The sequence below is a fragment of the Kangiella sp. genome, assembly GCF_048265365.1.
Taxonomy (GTDB): Bacteria; Pseudomonadota; Gammaproteobacteria; order Enterobacterales; family Kangiellaceae; genus Kangiella.
The window spans coordinates 368,991-392,127 of record NZ_JBLXBT010000002.1; the positions used below are offsets into that span (position 1 = coordinate 368,991).

Here is a 23,137-nt window from a genome sequence, read left to right on the forward strand (position 1 = left end):
TTCTCTACCCTTTCCGTTGGAGCACCTGATATAGAACTTGACTGATTTAGTGCTCACGTGTTTCAAAGAATCGAACATCTGGCCAACGCTCAATGGCTAAATTCAGATTAACCATGGTTGGTGCTAAATAAGTCCAGTTGTCCCCTCCATCTAATGCCAGGTTATCGGCATTCTTACGCTTGAATTCCTCAAACTTCTTTTCATCGTCACACTCAACCCAGCGGGCTGTTGCAACATTAACCTGATCATAGATGCATTCCACTTTATATTCGTTTTTCAGGCGATGTGCAACCACATCAAACTGTAGCACACCAACCGCACCGAGCACTAAATCATTAGAAGTTTGCGGACGGAACACCTGAGTGGCGCCTTCTTCTGATAATTGAACCAGTCCTTTTAATAGTGCCTTATTCTTCAATGGATCGCGTAAACGCACGCGACGAAACAGTTCTGGCGCGAAGTTAGGAATGCCTTTGAACTTAATCGCTTCGCCTTCTGTGAAGGTATCACCAATCTGGATAGTGCCATGATTATGCAAACCAATGATGTCACCGGCATAAGCTTCTTCAAGATGCTCGCGATCGCCAGCAAGGAAGGTTAACGCATTACTAATCGTCATATCACGATTAAGTCGCACATGGCGCATTTTCATGCCTTTGGTGTATTTACCACTACAGATTCGAGCAAAAGCGATACGGTCACGATGTTGCGGGTCCATATTGGCCTGGATTTTAAATACAAAAGCGGTAAACGTCGGCTCAGTTGCTTCCACCTTACGCTCATCAGATTCACGTGCTAAAGGTGAAGGAGCCCATTTCACAAGGCCGTCCAGCATATGGTTAACCCCGAAATTACCCAATGCGGTACCAAAAAATACTGGAGTTAACTTACCCTCTAAAAACTCCTGCAAATCGAATTCATGACTCGCGCCTTGCACTAGCTCCAACTCTTCGCGTAAATCCTTTGCCAAATAACCGACAGCTTCATCAAGTGCGGGATTATCCAAGCCTTCGATAATACGCACATCCTGAATTTTATGACCCAGTCCAGATTGGTAGAGATAGGTTTTGTCTTCCAAGATATGGTAAACACCTTTGAACTGCTTACCCATTCCAATTGGCCAGGTGACTGGCGAGCATTTAATTTTTAAAACATCCTCAACTTCATCAAGCAGCTCAATTGGCTCTCGAATATCACGATCCATCTTATTCATGAAAGTGATAATCGGCGTATCACGCAAACGGCACACTTCCATTAACTTAATCGTTCTTGCTTCGACACCCTTTGCCGAGTCAATCACCATCAATGCCGAATCCACGGCAGTCAATGTGCGATAAGTATCTTCAGAGAAATCTTCGTGACCGGGAGTATCGAGTAAATTTACCGTACGGCCACCATAAGGAAACTGCATTACCGAGGTGGTCACCGAAATACCGCGCTGCTTTTCCAGCTCCATCCAATCCGAAGTCGCATGTTTTCCGCCACGACCTTTAACCACACCCGCTTCCTGGATCTGGTTGCCGAATAACAATACCTTTTCGGTAATGGTGGTTTTACCCGCATCCGGGTGCGAAATAATAGCAAATGTACGGCGGTTCTCGATTTGAGACACCATTTTTGAATCAGTTTTGGACATGCGACTCTCTTAAGTTGAAACGTGTGTCGGAAGCAATAAGGCGGCAATTATAAGCTGTTTTGCCGCCAGATGTTATAGCTTCCAGAGGTTCTAGCTGGATTTATTTTGTCTGGACTCTGAGTCAATAAATCCCCTCTTTTCGCCCGACTCTTGCTTAGGCAAAGCTAATGATCGGACATCATGACCGGTCGGCGTCTGATGAACTCTTAACCCAAATTCAGGCAACACAGCAAAAATATGATCAAAAATATCCGACTGTATACCCTCATAAGCAGCCCACTCAGTAGTCTTGGTGAACACATAGACCTCTAAAGGAATACCATTAGCAGAAGCTTCAAGCTGCCGAACCATCAGAGTAAGTTCTTGATGGATTTGCGGATGACTTTTTAGATAACTGAGTAAATAGGCCCTGAAGGTGCCGAGATTGGTTAGGCGTCGACCATTAATCCGAAAGGACATATCAAGACCGTTCTCTTTATTATATTGGTTCACCTCTTCCAGCTTTTGCTGCAGATAGGGAGCCAACAGTTTTGAATGATTCAGTCGCTGAATGACCTCATCCGACATAAACTCAACACTGGTCGAGTCAATCAACACCGAACGTTTAATACGGCGGCCGCCTGCCTCTATCATGCCACGCCAATTCTTAAATGAGTTAGATATCAACGCATAGGTAGGAACCGTAGTAATGGTCTTATCCCAGTTTCGAACTTTAACCGTGGTTAGGGCGATTTCAATCACGTCACCATCAGCGCCAAACTCTGGCATTTCCAGCCAATCACCTACTTCGAGCATGTTGTTAGCCGATAGTTGAATGCCCGCAACTAAACCAAGGATAGGATCCTTAAACACCAACATGACTACTGCGGTCATGGCACCCAAGCCACTCAGAATCAATAACGGAGATTTACCCACCAGAATGGAGATGACAAAGATCCCAATAATGAGTACCGAAACGATCTTGATGCTTTGGAAGATACCCTTCAGCGGCAAGGCTCTCGTTTCTGTTTTCCTCTGCCCCATTAAATAGAGCGCGTCAAGGAAGGAGAAAATGGTCAATAGTGCAAACAGTTGAATCCACAAGATCGACAGAGTTTGTACCCAGTTCAGCACTACAGAATCCGGCGTTAACCAAAGCCCCGCCTGAATATAGATGATGATGCCCTGAATCATTAAGGCAAAACGATTGAACAGTTTATTTTCGAATAATGAACGCTTCCAAAGCTTTTCCGATTTCCGCGCCCGGTTTTCAACAAACCGTAAAACGACCCGGTGCAGGATCAGGTGAACAACAAGCGAAATCAGGACAATAAGTCCTAAAACCGAAATAAGTCCCGTGACATCCGAAAACTCAACGCCGTGATTTTTTAACCATTCTGTAAATTGCTGCTGCATACTGTGCCAATAAAGCCTGGAAATTAGCCCTTAGGCTAGTGGTTTACACGCATCTGTCAAGTTGAGATCTCCTATAAGCGAGCAGAAAACCACGCATTAAGCGCCTTCAATCGCTATCCGGCAAATCTAGCCGTCCATAATTTCAATTATTTTAACGATGAGTTTAGTTGAGCATTTGCTAATTTACTGCTATAAACGACATTATGTGGGGTCATTTCCTGTTCTAAATATTACAGGAAGTCGCGCTCATAACTACCTTTCGAGTAAGGGGATAGCCCGAAGTTTATGCTTTCAAGACACAGAAAGTTTCAAAACTCTGACCATTCAGTCTCAATTTGGGTTATTGCTTTAGTCATTTCACTGGGTGTTGTTATCATCTTGCCTGCCCCAGATGTTAGTCAAGGACTTGCCTCTTACCTACCGCTTCATACAGCTCTGGAAATAATATCGATTGCGGTAGCATCGATGGTGTTTGGTATAGCCTGGGTCACCCAGAAATTTCAGCCAACCACCAAAGTTATCATTCTAGGCTGTGGAGCGCTTGGCGTAGCACTACTGGATTTAACCCACACCATCTCTTATCAGGGGATGCCTGACTTAATCACACCAAGCGGACCAGAAAAAGCGATTAATTTTTGGCTGGCTGCCCGGTTTATGATTGCTATTGCTGTGTTATTAGTTGCCGCTATCACCCCAAAATTCGAGCGTAAGCTTGCAAAACTGTCGAGATACTTTTGGTTGGCACTAACTCTTCTGACTGTGGGTTTGTTTCATTACTGGTTTTTATACTTCCCGGAGTCTGTCCCAGATACATTTTCGATTGAAGAAGGCTTAACTCAATTTAAAATTATATCTGAGTATCTACTGATTGCTCTTTACCTGATAGCAGCATTTTTTTTTATTAATCAACTCAACAATATTCGAGAGTTTGGTGCTAACTGGCTAGTTGCAGCAGCCATTACCATGGCAATGAGTGAATTCTTTTTTACGCTCTATGCCAACATTGCAGACCTGTACAACCTGATTGGACATATTTATAAAATCTTTTCCTTTAGCTTTTTATATCGCGCATTATTTGTCGAAGCCATCCAGAGTCCTTTTGTGCGCATGAGCCAGCTGCAGTCCAAGCTATCGGCAACCTTAAATGCGCTACCGGATTTATTAATTGAAGTTGACGCTAAAGGTAACTATCTCGATATTCATTCGGCAAATCCCGAGTTACTTCTCCGGAGAGAAGAAGAATTAATTGGAAGCAACATCAAAGAAACCATGGACAAAGACAATGCTAAACGATGTATGCAAGCCATAGATACAGCCAACCAAATTGGTCGCTCTCAAGGCACCCGAATAGATCTCAAAGTCCCCAGTGGACTCCGCACATTTGAACTATCAATTTCTCGTAAGAAAGGTCAACTTGACGAGCCGTCAACATTCTTGATTTTGTCTCGAGATATCACAAACACCATAAAAATCGAACAACAGATTGCCCATGAAGCAAAACTTAATAAACACTTACTCGAACTGCAAAACCATCTGCATATTGGTGGAGAGCGCTACTTCATGCAGCATAGTGTGGACATAGCAGAGAACCTCACAAACAGCTCTATTGCCTTCATTCAATTTATTGATGATACACAAAAACTTAGTAAGATCGTCACATGGTCAACCAATACGCTAGCTCATAACTCTACAGAAAACTTTGAAAATCAATACCCAATTGATCAAGCGGGAATTTGGGCCGATGCTATACGCGATAAACGTCCGGTTGTCATCAATGATTATGAAACTGCCAGCGAAAAGAAAGGACTTCCTGGAGACCATGCTTACCTTAAAAGGCTGATTAGCTTACCGGTTATTGATAACGACAAAGTCACCATGATGGTCGGTGTGGGTGACAAAGAATCTGACTACACAGCACAAGATGTAGAGACCTTGCAAATTCTGGCAAATACTATCTGGAACCTTACGAAACAAAGCTGGCAAGATGCAACCATCCGTCGCTTATCAACTGGCATCGATCAGAATCCCTATCCAGTTCTTATTACTGACACTGATGGCAACATTCAATACGTCAACAAAGCTTTTACCCAAACCACTGGTTTCTCTGAAAAAGAAGCAATCGGCAAAACCCCCGTAGATTTTAGTGCCGAACAAGACCCAAATAAAACATTCAAGTTAATTTGGCGTCAACTCGCGCGCGGCGACGCTTGGCGTGGTGAATTAGTTAGTCGTCGTAAAGATGGCTCCCATTACACCGAATTCGCCATGATCTACCCAGTTCGCAATAATAAAGGGAAAATCATTAACTATGTCGCGCACAAGGAAGATATTACGTTCAAGAAAATTACCGAAGAAAAAATCCACCAGCTTTCAAATTACGACCAACTGACTGGCTTGTTGAAGCGTGAGATGCTTGAAGAAAGACTACAGCAATTGCTGGACGACAGCTTTAAGCAAAAACAAACTATGACAGTCATGTGGCTTGACCTGGACAACTTCAAAAACATCAATGACTCCCTTGGCCATCAGGTCGGGGATTTAATTTTAATTGAGATTGCTAATCGCCTTCGCTTTGAACTGGGCAAACAATCGATCATTTCACGTATTGCAGGTGATACTTTCGCTGCCATTCTTCCCTTAACCAATGAGCACTCCGCAGCATTAATTGCCAAAAACATTCTTGAGGTCGTTCAACGAAAAATCAAGTTCAACTCACATATACTCTCTATCAGTCCATCCATTGGGCTAGCGGTCTCACCCAATGACGGCCAAAGCGCAGACAAACTCATCATGTGTGCTGAAACTGCTATGTATCGTGCTAAACATGATGGCCGCAATACATTCAGATTCTTTGCCCAGGAAATGCAGGAGCACTCACTTCGTTCATTGCAATTATCGGTAGCGCTAAAAGAGGCCTTAATTAATAACCAGTTCCATTTGGTCTACCAACCACAAATGAATTTAAGTGATAACTCAATGGTTGGCGCAGAAGCATTGTTACGCTGGGAACATCCTGAATGGGGTTCAATCTCGCCAGCCGAGTTTATTCCTTTAGCTGAACAAAATGGTCTCATAGTGCAGATTGGCGAGTGGGTCATACAGCAAGTAGCGCAACAACAAAAAATCTGGTTAGAGAAAGGATTACCGGAGGTGATCATTGCCGTTAATATTTCAGCACTACAATTTCACCAGCCTGATCTGGTTCAACGAATCACCAGCTTAGTACAGAAAGCTGGAGTCGTCCCTGAAAATATCGAAGTAGAGTTAACTGAAGCAGTAGCTCTCAAGGATCCTCAAGTTGCAGGGACTACCATTGACGCATTAAGTAACGCCGGCTTTAAAGTTTCAATCGACGACTTTGGAACAGGTTATTCCTCAATGAGCTACCTTAAAAAATTCGCTGTGCATAAACTCAAAATCGATCAGTCATTTATTAAGGATATTGTGACCGATATCGATGACCAGGCAATTGTTACAGCCATCATTCAAATGGCTCATAGCCTGCACAAGACGACGATTGCTGAAGGGGTCGAAACTCAGGAGCAACTGGATTTTTTACGTGAAAAAGGTTGTGAAGAAATGCAAGGCTATTGGTACAGTCGTCCGCTTGTCACTGAACAGTTTGAGCAGTTTTTGATAGGTAGTGACCCACAAAACACACAAGAAGCCTAACGGGCTTAAAGAATCAGTTCCATCACTAAAGCGTCTTCCTGACCATCAGCAGTTTTATAGTAATTTTTTCGTAGGCCAATTTCAGCAAAACCCTGCTTATGATAGAACTCAATGGCAATCTTGTTTGATGCCCGAACTTCCAGAATCACTTTAACCATGCCTGACTTTTTAGCTGTGTTATACATCTCTTTAATCAGCCTTGTAGCCACACCCAGTCCCTGAAAGTTAGGATCTGTGACAATATTCATCAAGTGGCATTCGTCATACAAGTAATTAAAAATGGCATAACCAACTATCGCCCCTCCCTGCTCTAATATCAGGCTGGGGTAGCCGGATTCAACACACTCAGCATGAACATTATCGGTCCAGGCGATGGTATAGGCTCTTTTCTCAATTGAGCATACTTGTGCCAAATCAGCTTCAGTTAGCTGGCGAACATGGTATTCATTATCAGGATAGAACATCTAATAGGGCTTTAGGTAAGGTAAGGTAATCAATAGAAGTGTATCAACAAAAACTAAACAAGCTTCTGTATCAGTTGCCACCAGGCTTTCTTATCACTGGCAGACTGCCAGTTCAGAGTCGGAACCTGCCTAACATTAAGGTGAGGTAACTCTACTGTTTGAGTTGAAGAAAGCAGTAATTGCTTATCTTTAAGGTCATTAATTGGCTCAGCTTTTGCCGTCGAATGATCGTCTTCAACTAATTGCAGTAAAGCTAATGGCAAGTCTGTCTCTTGCCACTGCTTCCAGGCTTGCACCAGTAATTGGAAATTGTTTTTTGCTTGCTGTAAATCTTGTTCCGCAGTGACAAGAATGCAGGTTTTAGCCTGCACATCACCGGCCACTGAAACAAAACCGAAAGTTGTCGCTTGCTCTATTGGAGTTTCGGCTACTTGAGACTCTGGTTTTGCTGTTACTGCGGATTCCTCTTGCTCGGTAGCAACAGTCTCCTGCCTGGAAACCCAGACAGGAACACTCATTGCTTCAAGATAGGAACGATTCCAAACAGTCATCATTAGTAAATAGCCGGATTAACGCTTAATCAGCGACAACAAATCTTCATCAAGAATGTCATGCTTCTGGTCGGCCAGCTTTTTGAAAGCAACAAAGGCATCATGCAAGTCATCGCTATTGTCAAACTGCACGCCCAATTGCGCTAAATGACTCTTAAAAGCATTACGACCCGAGTGCTTACCCAACACCATACGGTTGTTAGCCCAGCCCACATCTTCGGCGCGCATAATTTCATAAGTTTCACGATGCTTCAGTACGCCATCCTGGTGAATGCCAGATTCGTGTGCAAAGGCATTATCGCCAACAATCGCTTTGTTCGGTTGTACCGCAAAGCCGGTGATTTTAGATACCAGTTGTGATGTAGGCACTATGTGGCGCGTATCAATGTCCACTTCCACATCAAAGTAATCAGGACGAGTCTTAATAGCCATAACTACTTCTTCCAGAGAAGCATTACCGGCACGCTCGCCTAAACCATTAATAGTACACTCAACCTGACGCGCGCCTTTTTGCACCGCCGCCAGAGAGTTAGCAACTGCCAGACCAAGGTCATTGTGGCAATGCACTGAGAAAATGGCTTTGTCTGAATTAGGAATGCGCTCGATTAATTGCTGAATGGTATTAGCGTATTGATCAGGAAGGTTATAACCTACAGTGTCTGGGATATTGATAGTGCGAGCACCAGCATTAATCACCTGTTCAATGATTTTGCACATAAAGTCCAAATCAGAACGGCCGGCATCTTCGCATGAGAACTCAACGTCATCACATAAACTACGCGCAAATTTCACCGATCTCACGGCATGCTCAATCACCTGCTCAGGCTCCATCTGCAACTTATGCTTCATGTGCAATGGCGAAGTAGCAATAAAGGTATGAATACGTGCTGAGTTAGCGCCTTTAAGTGCGTCGCCCGCAGCTTGAATATCTTTTTCCATAGCGCGCGACAGCGAACAGATGGTGCTGTCTTTGATATTATCAGCAACCAACTTAACCGCATCGAAGTCACCAGGGCTTGCAATCGCAAAACCGGCTTCAATCACGTCAACTTTCATTAACTCTAATTGTTTAGCGATTTCCAGTTTTTCTTCTTTGTCCATTGACGCGCCAGGGCTTTGCTCGCCATCACGCAAGGTGGTATCGAAAATCACTAATTTATCTTTCTGACTCATATAATATCTACTCCAATAAGGCCTCAATCAGCTTCAAGCACTCACAGGCCAACTTTATTCATCCGCTTAGGATACCAAATATTACGGGGCTAAGATAAGGTTTGATGACAGGTTAGACCAACATTTTCTCTATCACTTCATAGATTGTTGATAAACATCAAGCAAAAAAAAGCAGGGACAATGCCCTGCTTCTTTAACACACAACTAAAACTAAGCTGATTTGCTCTTTTTCTTCTTAGGCTTGTCTTCGACCACACCTGAGATTTCTTCATGCGAATAGTCATCAACCTGAATCACATCCATGCGCGCTTCTTCGGCATCGACCAGGATTTGCTGCTCTTCCTTATCAATGATGCCTTTATCGATGGCTTGCTCAATACGCTCCATATTAGTAGCATTTTTATCCAAGTCACCGGCCTTCATGGCTTTGCGCAGCTTACGACGGACTTCATCAGCAGCTAACACTTTCAAGAATGCCAGCTCAACACGACCAGTCACATCATCGGCGGTTTTACCCACATAAGCATATTGGGTGATACGGTCGCGAATTTCGCAATCCTGCAACATCGGCTTAACGATTTCCTGCTCCAGTTTATCTGAAGGCATACGATAGCTTTTACCGTATGGGAAAGCGATAAAACGCAATACCTTGCCCACCGCTTTAATCGGGAAGTTTTCATAGAATTCGTAGAAGGCTTCCTGAGTTTTATACAAGCCATACTCCATGTTCCACTTCACATAAGGCAAATCGGCTAATGGACGATCATTGTCCTGATAATACTTTAATACCGCTGAACACATATAAAGGTGACTTAACACATCCGCCAGACGCGCTGACAAACGTTCTTTACGCTTCAAGTCACCGCCCAGAATACCCATGGCGATATCTGAGGTTAGTGCCAAAGCAGAACTCATACGAGTTAAGTGCTGATAATATTTCCCGGTTTGACCACCGACTGGCTTTGAAGCAAATTTCGCACCACTTAAGCCTAAGGCAAAAGTACGCGCAAAGTTACTGACGCCATAACCAATGTGACGAAACAGCAAACTATCGAAACGCTTAACGCCTTCTTCAGTGTCTTCCAACTGCGCCGCCATCATTTCGCGTAACACATAAGGATGGCAACGAATCGCACCCTGACCAAAGATCATCAGGTTTCGAGTCAGAATGTTGGCACCTTCAACGGTAATCCCAATCGGCTGGCTCATATAGCCATTAGCCAGATAATTGCGTTCACCCATAATAATGGCACGGCCACCATGAATATCCATTGAGTGATTCATGATCTCACGGCCCATTTCAGTCATGTGATATTTTGCAATGGCCGACACTACCGAAGGTTTGATACCTAAATCAACCGCACCCGCAGTCATGACGCGACTCGCTTCAGTACGATAAGCAAGACCTGCAATACGAGCCATGGCTTCTTCAACACCTTCGAAACGGCCAATCGGCGTTTTGAACTGTTCACGCACTAGCGAATAAGCCCCGGTCATACGATAAGATAGTTTTGCTACCGCCGTGCCCATTGCTGGCAATGAAATAGAGCGACCAGCTGCCAGACTTTCCATCAACATTCTCCAGCCTTGGCCAGCGAACTCTTGACCGCCAATAAGCATATCCATTGGAATAAAAACGTCTTTACCTGTGGTCGTGCCATTCATGAAGGCTTGATTCATTGGCAAATGACGCTGACCTATCTCAACACCCGGATGATCAGCCGGGATTAAAGCACAGGTAATGCCGTAATCTTCTTGATCACCGATCAGGTTGTCTGGGTCGTACATTTTAAATGCCAGTCCAACAATGGTTGCCACAGGCGCTAAGGTAATGTAGCGCTTATTCCAGGTGATCTTGATACCAAGTACTTCTTTGCCTTTATAGTTGCCTTTACAGACGATACCTTTATCTGGAATCGCTCCCGCATCAGAACCAGCTACTGGAGAGGTCAAAGCAAAACAGGGAATTTCTTCACCTTTAGCTAAACGAGGAAGGTAATGATCTTTTTGTTCTTGCGTGCCGTAATGTAACAACAGTTCGCCAGGGCCTAATGAGTTAGGCACCATCACTGTTACCGCAGCGCTGCCGCTACGCGTTGCAATCTTAGTCACAACCGTCGAATGGGCCAGCGCCGAAAAACCTTTACCGCCGTATTCTTTCGGAATAATCATTCCTAAGAAGCCTTTGTCTTTAATGAACTGCCATACTTCAGGCGGTAAATCTTTACGTTTATGCACAATGTCCCAATCATCCAACATCGCACATAATTCTTCCGTTTCATTATCAACGAATGACTGCTCTTCCTCGGTTAACACCGGCTTGGTGATATTAAGCATCTTATTCCAGTCTGGATTACCGCGGAACAAGTCACCTTCCCACCAGACGTCACCAGCTTCTAAAGCGGTTTTTTCAGTCTCATTCATTGGCGGCAGGACTTTTTGCATAAAGAGGTAGGCTTTACGAGAAATCCAATCAATGCGCAAATCAGGAAGTAGATAGAAAGTTGCTACGGCTGCGTAAATCAGCAACGAAATGAATAATCCCCAAGTAAAACCACCATGAATCCATAAAACAACCAAAGCAACTGCATTAATGATCATTGCTTTCTTCATTGCCATACGTTGATAGGCACAAAAGCCCACCACCAGCAACATCACAACAATCTGTAATAAACCCATCATTTCAAATTACCTCAACAATTATTCACTATTTACGCTTTCATACCGGCTGCAAGGAATGGCAACATTTCTTTGATGACATCCTCAACACCCAAATCTCGATTAAAGTCAGCTTGCGAAATCTGACGCAATGCATCGCTACCACCCAAGGTGAAGATCATACTTCCCAGCATATAATGCAAACGCCAGAAAATTTGATCGATCGTCAGGTTTGGGTAGCCCTTTTGGAACAGATGAGTAAAGCGTACTAAAACATGACCATACTTGTCCGTGACATAACGACGTAAATGCCCTTGAGTTTCGGCATAGGCGCGACCTAACAGACGCATAAAAATGGAAATCGCATTATTACGGCGACCATTAAGACTCAATAATGGTCTTATCAAAGCATTCAACAACTTTTCAGCTTCAAGCTGATCTGCCGATAATTGCTCTAAGGTCATCAGTTCAAGGCTTAACTCTTTGGTGAAGTCCTGTAAGAATCGGTCAAATACGGCCTGAATCAGAGACTTCTTAGAGCCAAAATGATAATTCACGCTGGCTAAATTCACTCTAGCCCGCGTGGTAATGGTTCTAAGGCTGGTCTCGGCAAAGCCCCTTTCTGCAAAGAGCTGCTCTGCGGCATCTAGTATTCGACTCTTGGTCGATTCGGTTTTAGTCATGCTTACACTATCCTGCCCAATCAATTCCAAACAACTGTTTGAAACATACGTTCAAAAGCAAAATTTGTCAAGCACACAAAGCAATTGAGGACAAAGTAACAGTGATAAATACCAAACCAATAAGAAGTGAATTGTAAAACAAATCAGAAATGGGTAACTATGCGCTTAGAAAAAGGAATAAAGATAACAAAAGAACATTCAAACGGGTTCTAAATCATTATCGAGTAAGAAAAGCGACTCATTCAGGCAAAAAAAAATAAAACAGGCTTTGCGTTATAAAGTATCAATAGAAATGTTAATCAAGATCGAGCCAATCGCATAATTGTTGATAGTCGAATGGCCAACCTAATTCAACATCATCTTTTTCTTTCTTCAAAACAGGAATCGAGTAACGATATTGATCAAATATTTTGTCATCATCAATGATGTCAAAAGCAACAATTTGATAATGAAATTTATCCTTAAATTGATTCGAAATTTCAATTAACATGGCCTCAACTTTTTCGCACAAATGACAACCAAAAGTTGTGTAAAAAAATATTTTTTGCTCTTTATCATTCATTTTTGTTAAAAAACATTAAAAAAGGTTCGTTATTTGCAACTTTAGCATAATTAATTATTAACTTTCTAAAATTATTTACGTATACTTTGATTGAAATTTAATCAAAACATCTCGCAACACAGGGGAAATGACCATGGCTAAAAAACCAGTAAAGAAAACTGCTTCTAAAGGTACAACTTTGAAGCAACTCGAAGCAGCGGAAAAGAAAGCCGCAGCCGCAGTAAAGAAAGCTCGTGACGCTGCAAAAAAAGCAGGTGATAAAGCTAAGGCTGCTGCTGAAAAAGCTAAAGGCAAATCTTCAAAAGCTGCTAAAGCTACTGCCAAGAAAGCTAAAGAAGCTGTTCGTAAAGCCAAAACAGCTGTTAACCAAGCTGTTAAATCTCACGATACTGCTAAATCTAAACTATCTGATGCAAAAGCTACTGCTGCTAAAGAAGCCGCTTTAGCAAAAGCAGTTGCCAAGTTTGAGAAAGACTGGGCTGCTAAAGAAGCTAAGAAGAAAGCCGCTGCTGACAAGAAAGCCGCTGCTAAAGCTAAGAAGAAAGCCGCTGCTGACAAGAAGAAAGCTGCTGCTAAAGCTAAAGCCGCTGCTGCTAAAGCTAGAAAGCAAGCTGCCGCCGCTAAGAAGAAAGCTGCTGCTAAAGCTAAAGCTGCCGCTGCTAAAGCTAAAGCCAAAGCTAAGAAGAAGGCTCCTGCTAAGAAAAAAGCACCAGCCAAGAAGAAAGCCGCCGCCAAGAAAAAGGCCCCTGCTAAGAAGAAAGCTCCTGCTAAGAAGAAAGCACCAGCCAAGAAAAAGGCTCCTGCTAAAAAGCGTGTAGCTAAAAAGAAAAAGTAAGTCTTAGGACTTATTCAATAAAAAACCCAGCTTAGGCTGGGTTTTTTATTGCTCGATACTGGTAAAATTCGCTTATTATCAACCTTTATGCTGAATTAACCAACATCTGTGATGGTTTCGGCTCTTTTGAAAATCGCTTGGCAAGGTTCTTGCTGTGATCTCCTGAATCTCAAAACTGTCCATCAGTTCTTTTTCCATCTCAAACTTCTTAAAGTTGTTGGAAAAGTACAACTTGCCCTTTTTATCCAACAGATTCATCGTTTGATTGATTAACTCAACCTGATCACGTTGCACATCAAAAGTAGCATCCATCCTTTTGGAGTTGGAAAAGGTTGGAGGGTCAAGAAATATCAAATCATAGGTTTTCTGCCCCTGAGCTTCATCAAGCCACTGCAAACAATCCGACTGTACGAACTCATGACCATAAATAGGAATACTATTTAAACCAAAGTTCTTAATCGCCCAGTTTAAATAGGTTCTGGACATATCTACCGTGGTAGTTTTTGCCCCACCTTTTGCCGCATAAACGCTGACAGAGCCAGTATAAGCAAACAAATTCAAGAGTCGCTTGCCGTTTGCTTCAGCCATGATCATTTTTCGAGTTTTGCGGTGATCGAGGAACAGGCCAGTATCTAAATAACGATTTAAGTTTACATAAAACTGCAAACCTTGCTCATGAACTACCTGAAACTGCTCTTCGTCGCTTTGCTTTTGATATTGCCAATCACCTTTTTGACGCTGTCTTTGCTTTAAGGCGATTTCCGATTCAGGGATTTGCAAAAGGCCGGATGTAACCCGCACAATTTCGTTCAATCGACGTTGCGCGACTTTTGGCGGAATATCTTTTGGCGGGGCATACTCCTGAATATGGACCATCTCATCATAAACATCGATGGCAGCCGAATACTCGGGCATGTCAGCGTCATACAGTCGATAGCAGGTCACATCATTCTGTTTTAGGTATGATTTGAGGCGTTGCTGATTCTTAATAATGCGGTTTTTCAACATTACCGCCCCTTCCGACAGATTTTTATCCCAGTCAGGATTTACAACCGTTGGATCGAAAGGCTTATAAAAATTCTCATCACGCACATCAAACAGGTACAACTGACAGTCAATGGCACCATTTTTGAATTTATATTGCTTATGGGAGCGCATGCCCATTGCTTTGGCAAAAGATACTTCGTTGGTGATGATAGCAGCCTGCCAACCAACACAATGACTTTTAATGTAGTCACCAAAGTCACGGTATAATTGAATAACATCTTCCTCTTCACCAAGGCGCTCGGCGTATGGAGGATTGGATAGCAATAATCCAGGCTCTTTAAATGCTTCGAGCTTAGGGCGTCTAATATCCTGCTCACTGAGTTCAATCAACTCATCGAAGTCAGCGTTCGTTATCACCTCTTTCGCAAGCTCAAGGCTCTTACGGTGGCTATCAGAGCCAACAAAGCGATTGGTTAAAGCCAATTTGTTCTTATTAAACTGACGACGCGCCGATGCAATGATGGTTTGCCACAATTCTGCATCATGCTGTTTCCAGTTTTCAAAAGAGTAAGTTGGGTTAAACAGGCCCGGAGCCATATCGCAGGCAATCATGACCGCTTCAACCAATAAAGTACCAGTACCGCACATTGGATCGTGGAAACTGTAGCCCTGTTTGGACAGCTCAGGCCAGCCAGCACGAATTAACAATGCAGCGGCAAGGTTCTCTTTGATAGGAGCGCGACCGGAGATAGGTCGATAACCACGCTGATGCAAACTGCGCCCAGCTAAGTCGATGCCAATTTTCAGTTGCCGACCATTAATAATGGCATGAATGCGATAGTCGGGATTGTCTTTATCCACCGAAGGGCGTTGTTCAAATCGCTCCTGATAATAATCCACCACCGCATCTTTCACTTTTTGCGCGGCAAAGCCTGAATGGCGAATGTCGTCGTTTTTGCGAGCGATAGCATCCACCACGAAGGTTTGCTGCATGTCAAAGTGCCAGCTCCACTCAATGCTGTTGACCTTCTGGTACATATCATCAACAGAAGTAAATTCCTCGTCGAGAAGACACAGATAAATACGATTAGCTAAACGGGAATGGAGGCAGGCTTTATAGGCGAGCTCTAAATCGCCTTCAAAAACGATATGGGAAGGATGTTCTTTAAGATTAGTAGCGCCAAGCGAGGTCAACTCATCCATTAGGAGAGCTTCAACGCCTTTTGGGCAGCTGGCATAAAATTGCATGATCACGAACGATAAATGAAATAGCCGTCATTATAACGGCTATTAGTTTGCTTTGCTTTGAAAGTTTGCGCTATCAGGACTGTTGATGCTCTTTTAAAGCTTTCGCCACTTCATAAACCAGTTGAGGGCCATGATAGATAAAACCTGAATAGATCTGCACCAGCTTAGCGCCGGCTTCAATCTTATCAATCGCACTTTGCTCATCCGTTATACCACCCACGCCAATCACTGGGATTGAATCATCCAGCGCTTCCACCAGTCGTTTAATCACTTTTGTCGATTGGCTCGACAGTGGCTTACCACTTAAACCGCCCTGCTCTTCCGCGTGCTTCATACCCTCAACCTTGCTGCGGTCGAAGGTAGTGTTGGTTGCGATAATGCCGTCAAGCTCATATTGCTTGAAGGTATCCGCCAACTCCTCAATATCGCTGGAAGATAAGTCAGGTGCAATTTTAATGGCCAAAGGCTTATATACCTTATGCTCCTGATGTAATGCTTGCTGTTTCTTTTTCAGGTTATCCAGCAGACTTTTCAGTGTGTCACCAAATTGCAAATCACGAAGACCTGGTGTGTTCGGAGAAGAGATATTGACCACCATATAATCAGCTCGGCGATAAATTTTTTCCATACCAATCAAATAATCATCTACCGCTTTTTCGACAGGCGTATCAAAGTTCTTACCAATGTTAATACCCAGTACGCCATTAAAATGAGTCTTGGCAATGTTGTTAAGCAAAGCATCAACACCATCATTGTTGAAACCCATGCGGTTAATAATGGCTTCTGCGTCTTTAATTCGGAACAATCGAGGCTTAGGATTACCAGGCTGTGGGCGCGGAGTCACGGTGCCCACTTCAATAAAACCAAAACCGAAATGACTTAAGGCATCAACATATTCACCATTTTTATCCAGACCAGCAGCCAGACCAACACGGTTTGGGAACTTAATGCCCATCACTTCCACTGGATCATCGATCAGGGGTTGAGACATTAAACCTGATAGCTTTAACTTGTTGAGCATTTTTAGACTGTTTAATGACAAGTGATGTGAACGCTCGCCATCCAGCATAAACAAAATTGATCGTAGCAATGAGTACATACAGTTGCCCCAACTGGTTTAAAAGGTTTGGTACAAAAAAGCCTGCCATCAAATTGATGGCAGGCTGTATCTTAACAAACAAAGCGCCAGGCTAGTACGCCTTATTTTTGCGGCACCCACTTTCCATTTTCATAAAAAGCAGTCCAGCCACTGGCTTTACCGTCTTCTTTGACACCAGCCACATACTGCTGACCTGTTTTGCGACTGAATTTAACAAAAGTGCGATTACCATCAGGATCTTTTAACGGTGCTTCAGCCAAAAACTTATACTTGGGATCTAGCTGGTCTTTTACCGTAATTAGCTCATCCACCGCCGGTGCACGGGTTTCACGATTACGTGGGAACTTGCTTGCTGCCAAGAAAATACCGGCAGCGCCATCACGTAACACATAGTGATCTTCCACTTTTTCACACTGCAAATCAGGCATCGGTATTGGATCAGCTTTTGGCGGTGCAGGTTGTCCACTCTTAAGCAGTTTACGAGTATTTTTACAATCGTCATTGGTACAATCGAAATATTTTCCGAAGCGCCCCGTTTTTAACTGCATCTCGCTGCCACACTTGTCGCACTCAAGAATCGGGCCATCATAACCCTTAATCTTGAACTCGCCTTTTTCAATTTCGTAACCATCGCAATCTGGGTTGTTACCACAAATATACAACTTGGTGCTTTCATCAACCAGATAGTCATCCATGGTTGAATTACATTTTTTACAACGCTTCTTGTCATGCAAGTAACGTGCTTCTTCTTCCTCATCCGCCGCAATAAATTCTTCGCCTGGGATAAGGTTGACTGTGTTCTTACAGCGCTCTTTCGGCGGTAATGAATACCCCATACAGCCTAAGAAGACACCGGTACTGGCATTACGAATAGCCATATGGTGCTTTTTACATTTTTCGCACTGAATATCGGTCTCTACCGCTTCATTGCGACGCATGCCGCCATCAGACTCTTCTTCATCAGCTTTTTTCAGACGTTTAGAAAAGTCTTCATAGAATTCATCTAAGGTTACTTTCCAATTCTGGCGACCGGATGCAATATCATCCAGATGCTTTTCCATGGTCGCGGTAAAAGAGAAATCTAATAAATCGTTAAAGCTTTCAACCAAACGGTCAGTCACGATCTCGCCAATCTTCTGCGCATAGAAGCGACGATTCTCTAATCGCACATAACCTCGGTCTTGAATGGTGGAAATAATTGAGGCGTAGGTAGAAGGACGACCGATACCACGCTTTTCTAATTCTTTAACCAGGGCAGCTTCTGAAAATCGCGCTGGTGGTTTTGTGAAATGTTGCTTGGGATCAAGCTTCTTCAGCTCAAGCATTTCACCTTCTTTCACATTCGGCAATTCTTCATCTTCGGCGTTTTTCTTTTGCATCGGCAGCACTTGAGTCCAACCATCAAAGCGCATCACACGACCGCGAGCTTTTAGCTCATAGTCACCTGCCTGCACTTTCAAACTGGTCACATCAAACTCTGCAGGCAACATCTGGCAGGCAACAAACTGACGCCAGATCAGGTCATACAAACGCTCGGCATCTTTTTCCATGCCGTTGAGATGACCCACCTTTTTACTCACATCAGAAGGGCGAATCGCTTCGTGCGCTTCTTGCGCGCCTTCCTTACTGCTGTAACTGTTGGCTTCTTTCGGTAAATACTCAGCACCAATATTGGTCTTAATATAATCACGACAGGCTTCTACCGCATCGGCACTCAAGTTAGTCGAGTCAGTACGCATGTAAGTAATATAACCCGCTTCATATAAACGCTGCGCCATCATCATGGTTTTCTTCACACCATAGCCGAGCCTTGTACTGGCCGCTTGTTGAAGCGTTGAGGTGATGAAAGGTTTTGGCGCTTTGCTTTTTTGTGGCTTGTCTTCACGAGTAACCACTTTGTAGCTTGAAGATTTTAGTACTTCGAGTGCTTTGTTCGTTTCCTGCTCGCTGTTTGGACGAAAGCTCTTGCCCTGATACTTACTAACCTGCAATCGCAAATCATTTTTGGATTGGGTCAAGGTATTGGCATGTATATCCCAATATTCCTCGGGAATGAACGCACGAATTTCACGCTCGCGCTCTACTAACAGTCTAACCGCAACTGATTGCACACGTCCGGCAGATAATCCACGCGAGATTTTACGCCACAACAGTGGAGATACCATAAAGCCAACCACACGATCGAGGAAACGACGTGCTTGTTGAGCGTTGACATAGTTCATGTCCAAATCGCCAGGCTTTGAGAATGCTTGCTGAATCGCTTTCTTAGTGATCTCGTTAAACACCACTCGTTTATAGCGGCTTTCGTCACCGTCTAACAACTCACGCAAATGCCAGGCAATCGCCTCTCCTTCTCTATCCAAATCCGTTGCGAGATAGATAGTGTCGGCATCTTTGGCGATTTTCAGTAATTCATTTAATACTTTTTCTTTGCCTGGCAATACTTCATAGCGAGCTTCCCAATCCTGTTCAGGATTAATCCCCATACGTGCAAAAAGCGCTGTTTTCTCTTTAAGCGCTTTTTGTTTAGCTTTTTGTTCTGGGGAGAGCTTGCGCGTCGCGGCGGCCTTGCGGGCTCTTTCTTTGGCATCCACTGGTTTTTTATTTTGCGACCCAGTGGGCAAATCACGAATGTGACCGATACTTGATTTGACGATAAAGTCTTTTCCAAGGTATTTGTTAATGGTTTTCGCCTTTGCTGGCGACTCCACTATAACCAAAGATTTTCCCATAAAAGTTCCAAAACTCTTTTTTAATCAATGAGTTGTTTGCGTTTATTGGTCAAAAGGCAGAGATAATCCCTGCCCTTTCCTTTTTTATTATTAACAATCTTTAATGGTCGCTGTCTAGACTTTTTTATACAACGACTCGAAAAAGATGACTTTCTCTCGTTTTTTTACAATTGCCTTAACACCTGATGCGCGGGTTGATTTAACAGACTCTTCAAGCCCCACCAGCCTGCAATGCAGATAAATGCCACAGCAATTAATGGCACCCATAACCAGAACCATGGATGCAATACCGGTTCAATATTCATCGCTTCCTGATAAAGAACGGAGACTAACACTTCGCCACCAATCACACCAAGAATTCCTGAGAATATTCCCAATAAAGCTAACTCGGAGAGCAAGGTCATGCGAATAAACTTTTTCTGCGCACCCAAAGTCTTCAATAAGGTGGCTGATAACACGCGTTCTTCTTTGCTTGCCTGCAATACTGCGTATAAAACCGCGACGCCAGCCAACAGTACAAACAGCATAATAAACTCAACGGCTGTGGTTACCTGATCAAGAATGGTCTGAACCTGTTCCATGATCACGTCCAGTTCAATAATGGTTACCGTCGGCATTTCACGCAAAATCGTATTTAAAGCAGGCTTCTTGTCCAGCGGTAAATGAAAACTGGTGATATAGGTCGCCATGTTTTCATCCAGCGCACCAGGTTCAAAAATCATAAAGAAATTTGGCTGGAAAGAGTCCCACTGGATTTCACGGAAACTGGTGATTTTGCCTTTAACATCGACACCGCCAATCGAAAACTCGAACACGTCACCGATATCTACGCCAAGCCGACCAGCAAGGTTTTGATCAATGGATAGTTGATAAACGCCATTCTCATCCGGCTGATGTGCTGCGTTGTCCCACCATTCACCTTTGACCACCTCATTAGCTTTTGGCACATCTTCGACCCAGGTCAAATTCAACTCACGTCGCAGAGAGCCATCATTCTGCGCTTCTTCTGACACAGCTTCTTCAATTGGCTTGCCATTCAAGCCTGTAACACGACCTCGAACCATAGGGTATATACCCGCAGTTTCAACATTTTGTTCGGCAAGAATATTTTTAAGATTGGGTACTTCACTCGGCTGCACATTGATCAGGAAATGATTCGGTGCATCATCTGGCAATTGGCTTTGCCATTCACTTAACAGCTCACTGCGAATCAATACTGTCGACAGCATGATGATAAAAGCTAATCCAAATGCAGTTATCTGGCTGATGGTAAATGCCGGGTAACGTTTTAATTGGCCAAGCCCATAACGAACGGCTGTCGAGCCTCGCTTGCCGATCCAGATGCCCACTTTAAAGATAAGCCAGGCCATCAGGCGAATAACGATAAAGGCAACCAGTGCCACGCCCAACAAAATGCCGACCAATTTTAAGGAACCACTTTGCCACCACATCAGTAGCGCCATGGTAAATATAGCTAACAGATAAATCAGCCAGCTCGAAACAGGTTGCGGTACCATTTCTTTGCGCAAAACGCGTAATGGTGATACTCGCGCAATCTGGAAAAATGCCGGTAAAGCAAAACCTATCAACACCACCAAACCACTTAAGCCACCCGCGATAACTGGTGCCCAATTGATTGGAACCATCGGCTTCGGCAGGAAGTCAGCAAACTGCACAATAATGGCTTGCTGGATCAGCAAACCGAGAGCAACACCAATGGCAGAACCAATCAAACCCATGATCAGCAATTGCGAAATATAAAGTCTATGTACCTGTTCTATCTGCATGCCTAAGCAACGATAAATTGCCGCATAATCATAATGTCGACGGCTAAAACGTCCAGCAGCAACTGCAATGGCAACACCAGCCAAGACTACCGAAATCAGGCTAGCCAAACGCAAGAAAGTTTCCGCACGCTCAATTGAAGCCTGTAGCGCAGGTGTACCTTCTTTGCCGCCCGTCAAGCGCTGAGTTTTGTTCATCTGCGGCTTGAGCCAATCGATAAAGTTTTCGCGCGGCTGAATATCGCCAGCAATAAATAAGGTATAAGAAACTCGGCTGCCCGGTTGAATAATATTGGCGCGCTCGACATCAGCCTCGTTAATATAAACTTTCGGTGCGACATTGAACATTTCACTAGCTTGCCCTGGGCCGCCCACAATGACGCCTGCGATGGTAAGTTGAATCGATCCGAAATCGACCTCATCCCCTTTTTTAGCTCCTAATGCTGCCAGCACCCGCGGCTCTACCCAAACCGAACCTTCTTCCGGTTGAGCCTGCACATTTTGTCCCCGGGTAAAAGGCTTGTCAGCAATTTCAAACTCCCCTTTAAGCGGAAATTTGCCACCTAACGCGGTTACGCTGACCAACTGAAATTCATCACCCTTGGCCAATACGGTTGAGAAGCCAGTAGACTCTGTTAGCTGCAAACCACCCTCACGCCCTTTATCAAGCCAACTTTGCTCGATAGCACGCGGCGATCTTAAAGTATAATCAGCACCTAAAAATTCACTACTTTGCTCGCCCATGGCGCGATGGGTTCGATCGGTAATAGTACCAATCGCCACCATTGCCATCACTGCAATCATCAGCGCAAAAAATAAAACCTTAACCTCACCCGACTGCCAGTCGCGTCGGAATAAACGCCATGCCATACCGCGCATCAGGCTGTCTCCACTTTATCTTCTTGCGTTGTATCGGTCTTGATAACCTGAGCAGGATTAACTGAATCTTCGACAACTTTACCTGCTTCAAGACGTACCAGGCGCTGGCAACGTTCAGCCAAACGATCATCATGAGTTACCAATACCAAAGTGGTTCCAAGCTGTTGATTTAAATTAAAAATCAAGTCAATAATCTTTTCACCATTGCCAGTATCAAGATTTCCCGTCGGCTCATCGGCAAACAGAATTTTCGGCTCGGAAGCAAAAGCACGCGCAATGGCTACTCGTTGCTGCTCACCACCAGACAATTGATGAGGATAATGGTTAAGACGCTCAGCCAAACCGACTTTGACCAATAGTTCTTTCGCTTTATTTTGTGGATTTTTTTCTTCCTTCAACTCAATCGGCAACATCACATTTTCCAATGCCGTCAAACCAGGAAGCAAATGAAATGACTGAAACACAAAACCCACATACTGGGCACGAACAGCTGCTCGCTCATCTTCGGATAACTTATGGATCGGATGCCCTGCGAGCTCCACTTCACCTTCGGAAGGAGTATCAAGGCCAGCCAGTAAAGACAGTAACGTTGACTTACCAGAACCGGAAGCTCCAACAATCGCTACACTATCGTGTTCATTTACGGTTAAACTTACCTCCGATAAAATGGTCAGAGATTGTTCGGGCAGTTTGACTGTTTTCGTTAAATTGCGTGTTGTTAACATCATATTCATCTTAAATTGATACCATTGAGTCAAATATACTCATTAGAAAATTAA

The 23,137-nt window shown here is 43.8% G+C and carries 14 protein-coding genes and 1 pseudogene; 2 read left to right on the forward strand and 13 right to left on the reverse strand.

Translation table 11 applies throughout. The features are described 5' to 3' along the window. Positions 1 to 46: 46 nt before the first annotated feature. Positions 47 to 1,636: a peptide chain release factor 3 gene (prfC, locus tag ACN0VI_RS10900; protein WP_331891791.1), complete on the reverse strand. Its 1,590-nt coding sequence runs from the start codon at positions 1,634 to 1,636 to the stop codon at positions 47 to 49. Positions 1,637 to 1,726: 90 nt separating this feature from the next. Continuing rightward, positions 1,727 to 3,031: a mechanosensitive ion channel family protein gene (locus tag ACN0VI_RS10905; protein WP_417446817.1), complete on the reverse strand. Its 1,305-nt coding sequence runs from the start codon at positions 3,029 to 3,031 to the stop codon at positions 1,727 to 1,729. A 285-nt stretch (positions 3,032 to 3,316) separates the two neighbouring features. On the opposite strand from ACN0VI_RS10905, the gene ACN0VI_RS10910 reads away from it, so the two are divergent. Then, positions 3,317 to 6,703 (forward strand): EAL domain-containing protein, encoded by a 3,387-nt coding sequence (locus ACN0VI_RS10910; RefSeq protein WP_417446818.1) that lies wholly within the window; start codon positions 3,317 to 3,319, stop codon positions 6,701 to 6,703. Between the two features lie 5 nt (positions 6,704 to 6,708). Here ACN0VI_RS10910 and rimI read toward each other — a convergent pair whose 3' ends face one another. From rimI to ACN0VI_RS10940, 6 genes and pseudogenes are all read right to left on the reverse strand, one after another. Continuing rightward, positions 6,709 to 7,167, reverse strand: a complete 459-nt coding sequence (gene rimI / locus ACN0VI_RS10915) for a ribosomal protein S18-alanine N-acetyltransferase (RefSeq protein WP_417446819.1) — start codon at positions 7,165 to 7,167, stop codon at positions 6,709 to 6,711. 53 nt (positions 7,168 to 7,220) lie between these two features. After that, entirely contained in the window at positions 7,221 to 7,721 is a 501-nt protein-coding gene (locus ACN0VI_RS10920; protein ID WP_417446820.1) for a hypothetical protein, read from the reverse strand. 24 nt (positions 7,722 to 7,745) lie between these two features. Then, a pseudogene (locus tag ACN0VI_RS10925) lies at positions 7,746 to 8,891 on the reverse strand (2-isopropylmalate synthase); the annotation flags it as partial. 210 nt (positions 8,892 to 9,101) lie between these two features. Beyond that, complete coding sequence (locus ACN0VI_RS10930) at positions 9,102 to 11,570, reverse strand: acyl-CoA dehydrogenase (protein WP_417447049.1); 2,469 nt, start codon at positions 11,568 to 11,570, stop codon at positions 9,102 to 9,104. Positions 11,571 to 11,602: 32 nt separating this feature from the next. Then, positions 11,603 to 12,232 carry a TetR/AcrR family transcriptional regulator gene (locus tag ACN0VI_RS10935; RefSeq protein WP_417446821.1) on the reverse strand — a complete coding sequence of 210 codons (630 nt, stop codon included), beginning with the start codon at positions 12,230 to 12,232 and terminating at the stop codon, positions 11,603 to 11,605. A gap of 295 nt (positions 12,233 to 12,527) precedes the next feature. Further along, positions 12,528 to 12,794 (reverse strand): glutaredoxin family protein, encoded by a 267-nt coding sequence (locus ACN0VI_RS10940; protein WP_331891781.1) that lies wholly within the window; start codon positions 12,792 to 12,794, stop codon positions 12,528 to 12,530. A gap of 133 nt (positions 12,795 to 12,927) precedes the next feature. On the opposite strand from ACN0VI_RS10940, the gene ACN0VI_RS10945 reads away from it, so the two are divergent. Next, complete coding sequence (locus ACN0VI_RS10945; RefSeq protein WP_331891780.1) at positions 12,928 to 13,629, forward strand: hypothetical protein; 702 nt, start codon at positions 12,928 to 12,930, stop codon at positions 13,627 to 13,629. A gap of 78 nt (positions 13,630 to 13,707) precedes the next feature. On the opposite strand, the gene rlmKL is transcribed toward ACN0VI_RS10945, so the two are convergent. The 5 genes from rlmKL to ACN0VI_RS10970 all read right to left on the reverse strand — a co-directional run bounded on the left by rlmKL (position 13,708) and on the right by ACN0VI_RS10970 (position 23,092). Continuing rightward, positions 13,708 to 15,864, reverse strand: a complete 2,157-nt coding sequence (rlmKL, locus tag ACN0VI_RS10950; RefSeq protein ID WP_417446822.1) for a bifunctional 23S rRNA (guanine(2069)-N(7))-methyltransferase RlmK/23S rRNA (guanine(2445)-N(2))-methyltransferase RlmL — start codon at positions 15,862 to 15,864, stop codon at positions 13,708 to 13,710. Positions 15,865 to 15,937: 73 nt separating this feature from the next. Beyond that, positions 15,938 to 16,963 carry a quinone-dependent dihydroorotate dehydrogenase gene (locus tag ACN0VI_RS10955; protein ID WP_417446823.1) on the reverse strand — a complete coding sequence of 342 codons (1,026 nt, stop codon included), beginning with the start codon at positions 16,961 to 16,963 and terminating at the stop codon, positions 15,938 to 15,940. 101 nt (positions 16,964 to 17,064) lie between these two features. Beyond that, a complete protein-coding gene (gene topA / locus ACN0VI_RS10960; protein ID WP_417446824.1) occupies positions 17,065 to 19,695 on the reverse strand; it encodes a type I DNA topoisomerase in 2,631 nt (876 codons plus the stop codon). A 164-nt stretch (positions 19,696 to 19,859) separates the two neighbouring features. Continuing rightward, a complete protein-coding gene (locus ACN0VI_RS10965; RefSeq protein WP_417446825.1) occupies positions 19,860 to 22,358 on the reverse strand; it encodes an ABC transporter permease in 2,499 nt (832 codons plus the stop codon). After that, positions 22,358 to 23,092: an ABC transporter ATP-binding protein gene (locus ACN0VI_RS10970; protein WP_417446826.1), complete on the reverse strand. Its 735-nt coding sequence runs from the start codon at positions 23,090 to 23,092 to the stop codon at positions 22,358 to 22,360. The genes ACN0VI_RS10965 and ACN0VI_RS10970 overlap by 1 nt, the downstream gene beginning before the upstream one ends. Between the last annotated feature and the right edge of the window lie 45 nt (positions 23,093 to 23,137).

Excerpts from the sequence above, each read along its gene's own strand:
- prfC (WP_331891791.1), bottom strand. The coding sequence starts at position 1,636 with ATGTCCAAAACTGATTCAAAAATGGTGTCTCAAATCGAGAACCGCCGT.
- ACN0VI_RS10905 (WP_417446817.1), bottom strand. The coding sequence starts at position 3,031 with ATGCAGCAGCAATTTACAGAATGGTTAAAAAATCACGGCGTTGAGTTT.
- ACN0VI_RS10910 (WP_417446818.1), top strand. The coding sequence starts at position 3,317 with ATGCTTTCAAGACACAGAAAGTTTCAAAACTCTGACCATTCAGTCTCA.
- rimI (WP_417446819.1), bottom strand. The coding sequence starts at position 7,167 with ATGTTCTATCCTGATAATGAATACCATGTTCGCCAGCTAACTGAAGCT.
- ACN0VI_RS10920 (WP_417446820.1), bottom strand. The coding sequence starts at position 7,721 with ATGATGACTGTTTGGAATCGTTCCTATCTTGAAGCAATGAGTGTTCCT.
- ACN0VI_RS10930 (WP_417447049.1), bottom strand. The coding sequence starts at position 11,570 with ATGGGTTTATTACAGATTGTTGTGATGTTGCTGGTGGTGGGCTTTTGT.
- ACN0VI_RS10935 (WP_417446821.1), bottom strand. The coding sequence starts at position 12,232 with ATGACTAAAACCGAATCGACCAAGAGTCGAATACTAGATGCCGCAGAG.
- ACN0VI_RS10940 (WP_331891781.1), bottom strand. The coding sequence starts at position 12,794 with ATGAATGATAAAGAGCAAAAAATATTTTTTTACACAACTTTTGGTTGT.
- ACN0VI_RS10945 (WP_331891780.1), top strand. The coding sequence starts at position 12,928 with ATGGCTAAAAAACCAGTAAAGAAAACTGCTTCTAAAGGTACAACTTTG.
- rlmKL (WP_417446822.1), bottom strand. The coding sequence starts at position 15,864 with ATGCAATTTTATGCCAGCTGCCCAAAAGGCGTTGAAGCTCTCCTAATG.
- ACN0VI_RS10955 (WP_417446823.1), bottom strand. The coding sequence starts at position 16,963 with ATGTACTCATTGCTACGATCAATTTTGTTTATGCTGGATGGCGAGCGT.
- topA (WP_417446824.1), bottom strand. The coding sequence starts at position 19,695 with ATGGGAAAATCTTTGGTTATAGTGGAGTCGCCAGCAAAGGCGAAAACC.
- ACN0VI_RS10965 (WP_417446825.1), bottom strand. The coding sequence starts at position 22,358 with ATGCGCGGTATGGCATGGCGTTTATTCCGACGCGACTGGCAGTCGGGT.
- ACN0VI_RS10970 (WP_417446826.1), bottom strand. The coding sequence starts at position 23,092 with ATGAATATGATGTTAACAACACGCAATTTAACGAAAACAGTCAAACTG.